A 12,729-nucleotide genomic window follows, 5' to 3' on the forward strand; every position below is an offset into this window, starting at 1 on the left:
CAAAGGCGCGGATTAAACCAAAATTCTGTTAAACAGGCAAGGGCGGCGGCGGTATTTTTTTGACAAAACTTGATGTTTTTTTGCCGGCGCGGCACGGGCAAAAAATCCTACTTTGTGCTATGGCCGGCGCCTAATGTAAAGAGCGTTAAACCGATGCGGTTTTTTGTACGCCAGCCCTGTGTTTTCAGGCTGCCGCGGTGCTTGGTTCGCGCCGCCAAATCTTATATCATGCCGCGTCTAAAAATTTCGGCAGCCGTCTGCCCGGAGCACGATTTATGAAAAAAACCGTCAAAATCCTGATTGCCGCCGCCATTCTCGGTGCCGCCGGCTGGGGAATCTACCACTACACGCGCCCGAAAGAGAGCGTGTCTTACATTACCGAGCCGGTTACGCGCGGCACGCTCAGCCAGACCGTTTCTGCCAGCGGCGAGATTTCTTCGTCGCATTTGGTCGATGTGGGTGCGCAGGTCTCCGGACAGGTGAAAAAGATGCATGTAAAAATCGGCGATGTCGTCAAAAAAGGCGATTTGATTGCCGAAATCGACAATGTTACCCAAACCAACGACCTGAACACCCGCAAGGCGCAGTTGCAGTCGTATCAGGCGCAGCTGGAGTCGGCGCAAGTGGCCTTGAAAATCGCGCAGCGCAAATACAATCGCTACCGTTCGCTGGCCAGCGAAGATGCGGTGTCGCGCGAAGAATTTGAAGCAACCGAAGACGCGCTGGCAACTTCCCGCGCCAAAATCAAAGAACTGCAGTCGTCTATCAACCAAACCAAAATCGCCATCAATACGGCAGAAAAAGACTTGGGGCATACGCGCATTACTTCGCCTGCCGACGGCACCGTGGTGGCGATTATTGTGGAAGAAGGGCAGACAGTGAATTCCAGCCAAACCGCGCCCACCATTGTGCAGATTGCCGATTTGTCCACCATGACCAACAAAATGCAGATTGCCGAGGGCGATGCCACCAAAGTCAAAGCGGGACAGAAAATCAGCTTTACCATTTTATCCGAACCCGACACCCCGCGCACCGGAACGCTAGACAGCGTCGATCCGGGTCTGACCACCATGTCCAAGGGCAGCTACAGCCGCACTACCGACACCACCGAAAGCGCAGTGTACTACTATGCCCGCGCCACCATTCCGAACGAAGACGGCAAACTGGCCATCGGCATGACCACGCAAAACACCATTGAAATCGCCCGGGCGGAAAACGTACTGATGGCGCCGTCCACCGCCATCAAACAAAAAGACGGTAAAAAAACCGTGCGCGTACTCAATGCCCAAAACCAGCCTGAAGATCGCGAGGTGCAAACCGGCATGCGCGACGCGATGCACACCGAAATCAAATCGGGGCTGAAGGAAGGCGAAAAAGTCATCATCAGCTCCCTGAGCGCTTCCGAAGAACAGGAGCAAGTGGAAGCAGAAGCCGTCCGAATGAATAGCGGTCCGCCGCGCTAAAGCGCCGGCCGAAACGGTTTGAGGCGGCCTGAAAACGGCAAAATCCTTTTTCAGGCTGCCTTAAAGCCTTTTACTTCGTGTTTGCAATTTTTTCAGGCAGCCTGAAAGGCCTTTCAGGCTGCCTGGCCAAGGGAAACCGCTTATGAGCCTGATCGAATGTAAAAACATCAACCGCTATTTCGGAGAAGGCGACAACCGCGTCCACGTACTCAAAAACATCAATCTGAGCATCGACAAAGGCGATTTCGTCGCCATCATCGGCCAGTCCGGCTCCGGCAAGTCCACGCTGATGAACATTCTGGGCTGCTTGGACGTACCGACCTCCGGCAGCTACAGCATCGGCGGCGTCGAAACCGCCAGCATGGATGCCGACGAGCTGGCCGCGCTGCGCCGCAAGCGCTTCGGCTTTATCTTCCAGCGTTACAACCTATTGAGCTCGCTCTCCGCGCAAGAAAACGTCGCCCTGCCCTCGGTATATGCCGGCATGGACGACAGACGGCGCAGCGAACGCGCGCGCAAGCTGCTACAGGATTTGGGCTTGGAAGGCAAAGAAACCAACAAACCCAGCCAGCTCTCCGGCGGCCAGCAGCAGCGCGTATCCATCGCCCGCGCGCTGATGAACGGCGGCGAAATCATCTTTGCCGACGAACCCACCGGCGCCCTCGATTCGGCCAGTGGCGAAAATGTGATGGAAATCATCCACCGCCTGCACCGCGAAGGGCATACCGTGATTATGGTTACCCACGATCCGAAACTGGCGGCGCAGGCCAACCGCATCATCGAAATCAAAGACGGTGAAATCGTTTCCGATACCAGCAAAAACAGCGAAATTCCCGCTAGCAGCGTCGAAAGCCTGCCGGAAAAGCGCGGTTTCGGCTTTTACAAAGACCAGCTGCGCGAAGCGGCGAAAATGTCGGTGCAGGCGATTGTCGCCCACAAAATGCGCTCGCTGCTGACCATGCTCGGCATCATCATCGGCATTGCCGCCGTGGTGTCGGTAGTGGCGATGGGTAAGGGTACGCAGGAAAAAATCCTTAAAGACATCAGCGATATGGGCACCAACACCATTACCGTCTACCCCGGGCACGGTTTCGGCGACCGCCGCAGCGGCCGCATCAAAACCCTCACTGTGGGCGACAGCGACGCCATCCGCAGCCAAAGCTATGTCGAAAGCACCACGCCGATGTCCAGCTCCAGCGGCAACGTTACCTACCGCAACACCGATCTGACCGCTTCGCTATACGGCACCGGCGAGCAATATTTCGACGTGCGCGGCCTGAAACTCGGACGCGGCCGCCTGTTTGACGACGACGACGTGCGCCGCAACGCGCAAGTGGTGGTGATTGACGCCACCACCGCGGAAAAACTGTTCCCCGCCGGCACCGACCCGCTAGGGCAGACCGTTCTCTTTCGCAAGCGCCCGCTGCAGGTAATCGGCGTGCTGAAAAAAGAAGAAAACAACTTCGGCGATTCCGGCGTGCTGATGATGTGGTCGCCCTACACCACGGTGATGAACCAGATTACCGGCGAGCGCCACATCAACAACATCACCATTAAAATCAAAGACAATGTCAGCACCCAAGTGGCGGAAAAAAGCCTGACCGAGCTTTTGGAATCGCGCCACGGCACCAAAGACTTCTTCACCAGCAACAGCGACAGCATCAAAAAAACCATCGAAAGCACCATGGGCGCCATGACCCTGCTGATTTCCAGCATCGCCGTGATTTCGCTGGTAGTCGGCGGCATCGGCGTGATGAATATCATGCTGGTATCGGTAACCGAACGCACCAAAGAAATCGGCGTGCGCATGGCCATCGGCGCGCGGCGCAGCAATATTCTGCAGCAGTTTCTTGTTGAAGCCGTACTGCTGTGCCTGCTCGGCGGCCTCTTGGGCATCCTGCTTTCCTTCGGCATTGCCGCACTGTTCAACCGCGTGGTAACCGAATTTGCCATGTCCTTTTCCACCTTCTCCATCGTCGGCGCCGTCCTGTGCTCCACCAGCATCGGCGTACTCTTTGGCTATATGCCCGCCAAAAATGCCGCCAAACTCAATCCCATCGACGCGCTGGCGCACGACTGACGCGCTCGGACGCATAAAAAGCAGCCTGAAAACCAAAATAAAGGTTTTCAGGCTGCTTTTTGCTACTGCGTTCTTAAGCCACGCTGAGAAGTTCGACTTCAAATACCAGCGTCGCATTCGGTGGAATCACCCCGCCCGCACCGCGCGCGCCGTAGCCCATTTCCGGCGGAATGGTCAGCTTACGTTTGCCGCCTTCCTTCATGCCGCCAAAGCCTTCGTCCCAACCCTGGATAACCTGGCCGGCTCCCAGCACCAGCGTAAAGGGCGTGCCGCGATCCAAGCTGGAATCGAACTTGCGCCCGTCGGTCAAATAGCCGGTGTAATGCACGGTGATGCGTTTGCCTTTTTCTGCGGTTTTGCCGCTGCCTTCCTGCAAGTCTTCAATAATCAGACCCATTTTGCTGCTCCTTAACACAATCAAACGAAAGGTGCATTATAGCGCGAAGCCTGCTTGGCGAAAGCAGCCGTTTACCATTCGGCCGGATTGACACAAATACCTTTATAAATTATGCATTTAAACGGTTTTTCTAGCCTGAATGTAAAGATAAGGTTATAATTACCGGCTGATTTTTTCAGGCTGCCTGCCTGCCAACCTTACAAAGGGAACCGCTTATGATGATTCTGTATTCCGGCATTACCTGCCCGTTCAGCCACCGCTGCCGCTTCGTGCTGTACGAAAAAGGCATGGACTTTGAAATCAAAGACGTGGACGTATTCAACAAACCCGAAGACTTGGCGGTGATGAACCCCTACAACCAAGTGCCGGTTTTGGTGGAGCGCGATTTGGTGCTCTACGAATCCAACATCATCAACGAATACATCGACGAGCGCTTCCCCCACCCGCAACTGATGCCGGGCGATCCGATTATGCGCGGCCGCGGCCGGCTGGCGCTGCACCGCTTGGAAAAAGAGCTGTTCGTCCACGTACAAACGCTGGAAAACCCCGGCGCCACCACCAAAGAGCAAAGCAAAGCCCGCGAAGCCATCGCCAACGGCCTGACCATGATTGCGCCGGCATTCAGCAAAAACAAATACGTTTTAGGCGACGAATTTTCGATGATCGACGTTGCCCTTGCCCCGCTGCTGTGGCGCTTGGATCACTACGAAATCAAACTCGGCAAATCCGCTGCCCCGCTGCTGAAGTCTGCCGAGCGCATTTTCCAGCGCGAAGCCTTTATCGAAGCGCTGACGCCGGCGGAAAAAGCGATGCGCCGCTGATACAGCCCCCGACACCCAAAGCAGCCTGAAAAGCCGGATATCGGTTTTTCAGGCTGCTTTTGTCTTGGCGCAGTTCATGGTTCGGCATAGCCCAGATGACATAAAGAAAAGGCAGCCTGAAAAGTTCTCAGGCTGCCTTGCAGCGTTGTGTCCGCCGGGTTTAGTGCACGTCTTTCCAGTATTCCTTTTTCAGGAAGTAGGCCAGCGGCAGCATAATCGCCAGCAGGAAAATCAAGACACCGTAGCCGATGCGTTTGCGCTCGAGCTGGGCGGGCTCGCCCATATAGGAAAGGAAGTTCACTAGGTCGCGGGCATAGTTGTCGTATTCGGTGGTTACGACATTGCCGCTTTTGGTCATGCGGGTCATCGAGCCGGTGCTGACCCAGTAAAGATCAGGCACATGACCGCCGTGACCGTCGTCTTTCATTACCGGCATGCCTTTGTTGTCGAGCTTAACGGCCTGAATGCCCTGCTGCTCCCACAGCGCGTGCGGCATACCAACTTTGTCGAACACCACGTTATTCCAGCCGGTGGGGCGGGTCGGATCCTGATAGAAGCCGCGCAGGTAGGCGTAAAGGTAGTCGGTGCCTTTAGAGCGGGCAATCAGGGTCAGGTCGGGCGGGGCGGCGCCAAACCATTTTTTGGCGTCCGCCGGGCTCATATGCGCCTGCATCACGTTACCGACTTTATCGGTGGTGAACATCAGGTTTTTCTTGATTTCGTCTTCGCTCAAGCCGATGTCGCGCAGGCGGTTGTAACGCATGGCGGAAGCGGAGTGGCAGGACAGGCAGTAGTTGACGAAAATCTGCGCGCCGCGCTGCAGGCTGACCTGGTCGCCGTGGTTGAGCTCGACATGTTCGTAGTGGCCGCCGCCTGAAGCGGATGCGAAGCCGATGGGTGCCGCCAGCAACAGGGCAGCAAGGTGTTTTTTCCAAGTTTTTTTCATTTTTGCTGCTCCCTTACACATTGACTGCAAACAGATAGGCACCAATCAGGGTAATGGCCGTATAAACGAAGAACAGAATCTTCTGTCTGGCAGTACCCATGGTTACGCGGGTCGGTACTTCGAGATCGCGGTTCCATTTGTCCAAGAAAGGGGTGGCGGCAAAAAACACGGTGTACAGCAGGATAAAGCCTTTCACCAGCCAGTCGCCGAATTTCCAAGTTCTGGGTTCGAAGCCGCCGATGGTGTACAGCAGTATGGCGCAAATAGCCAGAAGCGAGGCATAAGTGGCGATCCGAGCCAAGAAAACCAGCAGGTTTTTCTGGTCTTTCATCCAGCCTGAAACGGTATAGAGCGGCATACCGAGGAAGAACAGGAAGTAAAAGCCGCTGAAAGCACGCGCGAAGCTGGTACGCAGATCATCGGCCACCAGAGCGCCGAGAATGCCCAAACCGATAAAGGACACCAAAAACAGCACCAGCATAACTTTGAATGTGGTATTACGGTAGCGCACCGATTTTACCGGCGAGCGGTCCAGCCACGGCAGCAGGGCAATCATCACTACAGCGGCGCCCATGCCGATTACGCCCCATACCTGGGTACCCAGGAAAGAGGGAATCGCGCGCAAAATGGCGTAAAACGGAGTGAAATACCATACCGGTGCGATGTGCGGCGGGGTTTTCAGCGGATCGGCCGGTTCAAAGTTCGGCGCTTCCAGGAAGTAACCGCCGCCTTCGGGGGCGAAAAACAGCACCGAGCAGAACACAATCAGGAATACCACCACGCCGAGAATGTCTTTTACGGTGTAGTAGGGATGGAAGGGAATGCCGTCGAGCGGAATGCCATTTTCGTCTTTCAGTTTTTTGATTTCCACGCCGTCGGGGTTGTTGGAACCGACTTCGTGCAGGGCGATCAGGTGGGCAACCACCAAGCCGAGTAGCACCAGCGGCACGGCAATTACGTGAAGGGCAAAGAAACGGTTGAGCGTGGCATCGGAAACGTTGAAGTCGCCGCGTATCCAAGTGGAAAGGTCGGGGCCGATTACCGGAATCGCACCAAACAGGTTAATAATCACCTGCGCGCCCCAGTAGGACATCTGCCCCCACGGCAAGAGATAGCCCATAAAGGCTTCGGCCATCAGCGCCAGGAAAATCAGCGCGCCGAAAATCCACACCAGCTCGCGCGGTTTTTTGAACGAACCGTAAATCAGGCCGCGGAACATGTGCAGATAAACGACGATAAAGAAGAAGGACGCACCGGTGGAATGCATGTAGCGGATAATCCAGCCGCCGGAAACGTCGCGCATGATGTATTCGACCGCGGCAAAAGCCACCGGCAGGTTTTGCGCATTGGTGGTGCCATCGGGCTTGAAGTTCATGGTCAAAAAGATGCCGCTGACAATCTGAATAACCAGCACTAACAAGGCCAGCGAGCCGAAGAAATACCAGAAGTTGAAGTTTTTCGGCGCATAGTACTCGCCGACATGCTCCTTATACATCTTGGTCAGCGGGAAGCGTGCGTCTATCCAGCCGAGCAGCGCTTTTGCTTTGGAATGGTTTTGGTTTGCCATAGGTGTGCCCCTAGTTTTATTCGTCGCCAATCAGAATCAGATTGTCACTCAGATATTTATACGGCGGAACGACCAGATTCAACGGTGCCGGTACGCCTTTGTATACCCGTCCTGCCAAATCGAATTTCGAGCCATGGCAGGGGCAGAAAAAACCGCCCTTCCAACTGCCGCCGCCCAAATCCGCCGCACCAACGTCGGGACGGTAGGTGGGCGAGCAGCCCAAATGGGTGCAGATGCCGATGGCAACCCAGATTTTCGGTTTGATGGCGCGGGCGGGGTTTTGGCAGTCTTTCGGCTGCTGATCCTGCTCGGATTTCGGATCGCTCAGCTGGTCGTCCAGCGTGGCGAGATCTTTGAGCTGCTGGTCGGTGCGGTTGAGCACGAAAATCGGCTTGCCCTGCCATTCTGCGGTAAGTAGCTGGCCGGATTCGATTTTGCTGACATCCACTTCAACCGCAGCACCGGCCGCTTTGGCCTTTTCGGACGGAAACCAGCTTTTGACAAAAGGAACTGCTACGCAGGCGGCGCCCACGGCACCGGCACCGGAAGTAGCAAGAATGAGAAAGCGGCGGCGTCCTTGATTGATTTCTTTATTATCCATTTATTCAGTCATCCGATTATTTAGGAGAGATGAACCATTAAACCCGCAAATTTTACCCGATTTTTATCCGCTTATTAAAGCACTATTTAAAATCAGGTAAAGTTTTTTTGGCGAAAGTTTGATTTTATGTAAGAAAGGATTACGAAATGATAACAATTAACATAAATTAGCGGCTTAGCCGCCAAGCCTGGCGCATAAAAAACGACCGCGGAAAACTCCGCGGCCAGAGTCTGAGCGGCAGATTAATGCAGCAGCTGTTCGGCTTGGAACAAAGAGCGGCGGCAAATCGCCAGATTGGCGGTTTTACGATCGGCAATCAGGTAGATCAGGGCATTTTCCTTGCCGCGCGCCGGACAAATCAGATGGTATTGGCTGCTGAGGTTGATTTGGATGTCGTGGATGCTGTCGTTCAGGCCGGTCATCTGCAATACGCGCAGCTTGGCATTGAGGATATTGACGCAGCCGGCGGCCAGCACTTCCAAATCCAATTCGGGGGCATTGCAGCGGCCGCTCATAATCATGCCGCTGCCGTAATCGACAATGGCGGTGGCGAGCACACCTTTGACCCGCGCCAATCCGTCTGCGATTTCGTCTAATGTCATTATGTTCCCTTTTATTAGTTTGTTTTCACTGCGAAAAACGCTTTCAGGCTGCCTGAAAGCCGCTTCGCTACCATTTTACCCAACCGGCCCAATAAGTCAGCAGTATCACCCCGCCGAACACGATGCGGTAATACGCAAACGGCACATAGTTTTTGGCCGAGACAAATTTCAAAAGCGCCCTAACCGCCAGCAGGCCGGCAACGAAAGCGGCGCCAAAGCCGACGGCAATCAGGCCGATATCGGCCAGCGTAAACAGCGCGCGGTGCTTGAACACATCGTAAGCAGTAGCCGCCACCATTACCGGCACGGCAAGAAAAAACGAAAATTCGGTGGCGGCTTTGCGGCTGATGCCCCACCACATGCCGCCCATAATGGTGCTGCCCGAGCGCGAGGTACCGGGCACCAGCGCCAATACCTGCGCCAAGCCGACCACCAGCGCATCGCGGATACGCATATCGTCAACGCTCTGTACCCGCGCTTCGGTGCGGGCGCTGCGTTTTTCCACCCACAAAATCACCAAAGCACCGACCACCAGCGCCACGGCCACGCTTAGCGGATTAAACAGCTTTTCTTTAATCTGTTTGCTAAACAGCAAGCCCATCACTGCAGCCGGAATAAAGGCCACCGCCAGATTGAGCACAAATCGGTTGGCCGCCGCATCCCTGCCCAAGCCCTTCAGCACCGAAACAAAGCGCTGGCGGTATTCCACCACCACCGCCAATACCGCGCCAAGCTGGATGGCGATTTCAAATACCTTGCCTTTGCTGTGAAAATCCAGCAGCGATTCAAACACTATCAGATGCCCCGTGCTGGAAATCGGCAGAAACTCGGTCAGCCCTTCGATAATGCCCAGCAGCAGCGCTTTCAAAAAAATCAGTACATCCACAATCCAACCATTCCGGCCGCATCGCGCAGCCAAGCAATCAATATGCCGAAACCGCTGCGACAGCGGCTTCAGGCAAACCGATGCAGCCTGAAACGCACCGGCGTTTTTCAGGCTGCTTCAGTAGGTGCAAACAGCAAAACCGTTAGCGCGCAGCTTCTTTAGACAGGCTCAGCCCTTTGCTTTTGTAGGCGCCTTTGGCGGCCGGCTCGGGCATATTGCGCTCCTTGCGCACTTTGGCGATCAACTCGTCCATGGTTTGCATGCTTTGCTGGGTCAGACCGTGCGAAAACAGCATTTTGTATTTGCCGCCGATGATTACGGTCGGCGTGCCTTCGATATTGTATTTGGTGGTCAGTTCGGCCATCTGCTTGGCTTTGGCGGCATTGCCGCTGTCCTGATAGGCGGCGAGCAGGCGCTTGCCGAAACGCTGGCGGCCGATCCATTCGACGGCGGTGGTCGGATTCCACAGCTCGATATGCTTGTCGAACACCGCAGAGAAAATCGCCGGATTGGCCTGCTGTTTCAAGCCGGACTGGTTCACCGCTACCGCCAGCCGCGCCAAACCGGCATGGCGTGGCGACCACACCACCTGCTCGGTGCGGAAATAAGTGTCCGAAGGCAGCGAGCGCACGTGTTTGAGCAGAATCGGATCAAGATTTTTGCAGTGGATGCAATCGTAGCTGAAAAATTCGACGACTTCGATTTTGTCCTGGTGCAGCGCTTCAACCGGCTGTTTTACCACTTCGTAATCGGTGCCTTCGGTCAGGGCGTGAGCGGAGCCGAAAGCCAGTGCCAGCAGGCCGGTGAACAGGGTGGTTTTGAATTTCATGCGGATTCCTTCAAGTGTTTGCTGTGGATGGGATGATTAGCGGCTCTGCACCGCGATGCCGTTGCTCTGCAACAGTTTGCGCGTGCGTTCGGCTTCTTTGCTGTCCAGCGCGCCGGTTTCTACGCGGTACACGCGGCGGCCTTTGACTTCGGCTTCGACTACGCCGGTGCGCACGCCCAAAAACGCGGCGCGGGCGCGCTGGTCGTCGGCGGCCTGGCGGCTGGAATAGGAACCGAGCCGCAATCTGCTGCGGGCGGCTTTTTCAGGCTGCCCTTCTTCGGTTTTGGCTTTGGCATCGCTTTTCGCTTCGGCTTTGTCTTTGGCGGTTTTGGCCTGGCTTTCGCGTTTGGCGGCCTGCTCGCGCTCAAACTTGCGGCGGGCTTCGCGGATGGCGGTTTCGCGGGCTTTTTCGATGCTGCCGCTTTCCAAAATCTGATCGGCGCTGGGTTTGACCGTTGACGGGTCAAAACGTTGTTCGGCTTTATCGGCTTTTTCCGCTTTATCGGCTTTGGCTTTGCGCTCCTGCTCTGCCCTGTCGGCTTTGGCGGCGGCTTCGCGTTCGGTTTTTTCTTTTTCCCGCTCGCGCCGGCGTTCGCGCTCCTGCTCGCGTTCTCTTTCCGCCTGCTCTTCGCTTAATTCGTCGCGTTCGGCTTTTTCAGGCTGCCGGCGTTTGTCGCGGATTTCTTCGTCTTCCGCTGCGGGGCGGGTTTTCTTTGGTCTGTCGTCCAATATAGTTTCATCGAAACCTTTTTCAGGCTGCCTGCTTTCAGGCTGCTTGGGCGTTTCGGGGCGGAAAGCGGATTCGCCGCGCGCCTGCTCGGGCTGCAGCGCTTCGGGCTTGAGCACCTCGGTGCGGGCGGCTTTGTCGCTGCGCTGACCGGCGGGCTGCTTGAAATCGTGCTGCTTGTTGTTGTTGATGACAAACAGCACGCCAGCCACGGTAATCAGGCTGACGATGGCGCCGATCATAAAGCTGAGCAGGCCTTTGCCGCGCTGGGTGTCGGGATACATAGGGAACCTTTGTCGGATGGAATCGGTGCGCGCGGCTGCCGGTTGCGGCGGCTGTGCGGCGAAAGCGGCGCATTTTAGCAAATCTGGCCGCCGAAATGAATATTGCCGGTTTTGCCTTGCGCCGCCGCCATCGGAAACGCCGCTGCCGCAGGGTTTTCAGGCAGCCTGAAAACCCTGCGACGCCTTAAGCGCCCTCTTCTGCCGCTTCGTCCAGACTTTTCAGCCAGGCCAGTTTTTCGGCAATTTTGCTTTCCAGGCCGCGCGGCACGGGGCGGTAGAAATCCGGTTCGTCCAGGCCTTCGGGCATATAGGTTTCGCCGGCGGCGTAAGCGTGCGGTTCGTTGTGGGCGTAGCGGTAGTCGCGGCCGTAGCCGAGTTCTTTCATCAGCTTGGTGGGGGCATTGCACAGGTGCACGGGTACTTCGGTGCTGCCGGTTTCGCGCACGAAGGCGCGCATTTGGTTGTAGGCGCTGTAGCCGGCGTTGGATTTAGCGGCGGCGGCCAGATACAGCACCGCTTGGGCGAGCGCCAGTTCGCCTTCGGGCGAGCCGAGCCGCTCGTAGGTTTGGGCGGCGTCGTTGGCGATGGTGAGCGCGCGCGGGTCGGCCAGGCCGATGTCTTCCCAGGCAAAACGGACGATGCGGCGGGCGAGATAGTGCGGGTCGGCGCCGCCGTCGAGCATGCGGCAGAACCAGTACAGCGCGGCGTTGGGGTGCGAGCCGCGCATGGATTTGTGCAGGGCGGAGATTTGGTTGTAAAACTGGTCGCCGCCTTTGTCGAAACGGCGCAGCTGGGTGCCCAGGCTTTGGGCGGCAAACTCGGCGCCGATGTCGTTGAGCCCGCTGGTTTTGGCGGCTTGGAGCAGCTGTTCGAGCAGGTTGAGCAGGCGGCGGGCGTCGCCGTCGGCCGCCTGAACCAGCAGGGTGCGGGCTTCGGCGGCCAGTTTGACGCCTTGGTTTTCAGGCAGCCTGAAAACCTTGTCGGCCAGTTTGGCCAGATCGTCGGCAGACAAAGGTTTGAGCGTGTACACCTGGGCGCGGCTCAACAGCGCGGAATTGACTTCAAACGACGGATTTTCGGTGGTGGCGCCGATAAAGGTGATCAGCCCGTTTTCCACATGGGGCAGAAAGGCGTCCTGCTGCGATTTGTTGAAACGGTGGACTTCATCGACAAACAATATGGTGCGCCTGCCCTGCTGCCAAGCCAGCTCGGCCTTCATCACCGCCTCGCGGATTTCCTTAACGCCGGAGAACACCGCCGAAATCGGCAGAAACTGGGCGTCGAAACCGCGGGCGATAATCCGCGCCAGCGTGGTTTTGCCGATGCCCGGGCTGCCCCACAGCAGCATCGAATGCGGCACGCCGCCTTCCAGCGCCACCCGCAGCGGCTTGCCCTCGCCGATCAGGTGCTGCTGGCCGAGTACGTCGTCGAGCGACTGCGGGCGCATCCGTTCGGCCAGCGGGGCTTCGGGCGGGGCGGTAAAAAGATCTTGCATGGCAGGCAGCCTGAAAAGGGAAAAACGGGAT

Annotated in this window: 12 protein-coding genes; 3 read left to right on the forward strand and 9 right to left on the reverse strand. The window is 56.6% G+C overall.

Features of this window, described 5'->3' with window-relative positions; translation table 11 throughout:
* Positions 1-275: 275 nt before the first annotated feature.
* Both MB824_RS10355 and MB824_RS10360 read left to right on the forward strand, forming a co-directional pair.
* On the forward strand, positions 276-1,463 hold the full coding sequence (locus MB824_RS10355; protein WP_238748451.1) for an efflux RND transporter periplasmic adaptor subunit: 1,188 nt from the start codon (positions 276-278) through the stop codon (positions 1,461-1,463).
* A gap of 142 nt (positions 1,464-1,605) precedes the next feature.
* On the forward strand, positions 1,606-3,543 hold the full coding sequence (locus MB824_RS10360; RefSeq protein ID WP_238748452.1) for a MacB family efflux pump subunit: 1,938 nt from the start codon (positions 1,606-1,608) through the stop codon (positions 3,541-3,543).
* Between the two features lie 73 nt (positions 3,544-3,616).
* Here the strand turns inward: MB824_RS10360 and MB824_RS10365 are convergent, their stop codons facing one another.
* Complete coding sequence (locus tag MB824_RS10365; RefSeq protein ID WP_238748453.1) at positions 3,617-3,940, reverse strand: FKBP-type peptidyl-prolyl cis-trans isomerase; 324 nt, start codon at positions 3,938-3,940, stop codon at positions 3,617-3,619.
* A 215-nt stretch (positions 3,941-4,155) separates the two neighbouring features.
* On the opposite strand from MB824_RS10365, the gene MB824_RS10370 reads away from it, so the two are divergent.
* Positions 4,156-4,761: a glutathione S-transferase N-terminal domain-containing protein gene (locus tag MB824_RS10370; RefSeq protein WP_238748454.1), complete on the forward strand. Its 606-nt coding sequence runs from the start codon at positions 4,156-4,158 to the stop codon at positions 4,759-4,761.
* 160 nt (positions 4,762-4,921) lie between these two features.
* Here the strand turns inward: MB824_RS10370 and MB824_RS10375 are convergent, their stop codons facing one another.
* The 8 genes from MB824_RS10375 to MB824_RS10410 all read right to left on the reverse strand — a co-directional run bounded on the left by MB824_RS10375 (position 4,922) and on the right by MB824_RS10410 (position 12,698).
* Complete coding sequence (locus MB824_RS10375; RefSeq protein WP_238748455.1) at positions 4,922-5,707, reverse strand: cytochrome c1; 786 nt, start codon at positions 5,705-5,707, stop codon at positions 4,922-4,924.
* Between the two features lie 13 nt (positions 5,708-5,720).
* Positions 5,721-7,274 (reverse strand): cytochrome b, encoded by a 1,554-nt coding sequence (locus tag MB824_RS10380; RefSeq protein WP_238748456.1) that lies wholly within the window; start codon positions 7,272-7,274, stop codon positions 5,721-5,723.
* Positions 7,275-7,290: 16 nt separating this feature from the next.
* Positions 7,291-7,875: a ubiquinol-cytochrome c reductase iron-sulfur subunit gene (petA, locus tag MB824_RS10385; RefSeq protein WP_238748457.1), complete on the reverse strand. Its 585-nt coding sequence runs from the start codon at positions 7,873-7,875 to the stop codon at positions 7,291-7,293.
* Positions 7,876-8,117: 242 nt separating this feature from the next.
* Complete coding sequence (locus MB824_RS10390) at positions 8,118-8,477, reverse strand: hypothetical protein (RefSeq protein WP_238748458.1); 360 nt, start codon at positions 8,475-8,477, stop codon at positions 8,118-8,120.
* A gap of 67 nt (positions 8,478-8,544) precedes the next feature.
* Positions 8,545-9,363, reverse strand: coding sequence for an undecaprenyl-diphosphate phosphatase (locus tag MB824_RS10395; RefSeq protein ID WP_238748459.1), 819 nt, complete (start codon positions 9,361-9,363; stop codon positions 8,545-8,547).
* A 142-nt stretch (positions 9,364-9,505) separates the two neighbouring features.
* Positions 9,506-10,192 carry a thiol:disulfide interchange protein DsbA/DsbL gene (locus MB824_RS10400; protein WP_238748460.1) on the reverse strand — a complete coding sequence of 229 codons (687 nt, stop codon included), beginning with the start codon at positions 10,190-10,192 and terminating at the stop codon, positions 9,506-9,508.
* Positions 10,193-10,228: 36 nt separating this feature from the next.
* A complete protein-coding gene (locus MB824_RS10405) occupies positions 10,229-11,203 on the reverse strand; it encodes an SPOR domain-containing protein (protein WP_238748462.1) in 975 nt (324 codons plus the stop codon).
* A 184-nt stretch (positions 11,204-11,387) separates the two neighbouring features.
* Positions 11,388-12,698 carry a replication-associated recombination protein A gene (locus MB824_RS10410; RefSeq protein WP_238748463.1) on the reverse strand — a complete coding sequence of 437 codons (1,311 nt, stop codon included), beginning with the start codon at positions 12,696-12,698 and terminating at the stop codon, positions 11,388-11,390.
* Between the last annotated feature and the right edge of the window lie 31 nt (positions 12,699-12,729).

The sequence above is a fragment of the Kingella pumchi genome (genome assembly GCF_022288825.1).
GTDB lineage: Bacteria > Pseudomonadota > Gammaproteobacteria > Burkholderiales > Neisseriaceae > Kingella_D > Kingella_D pumchi.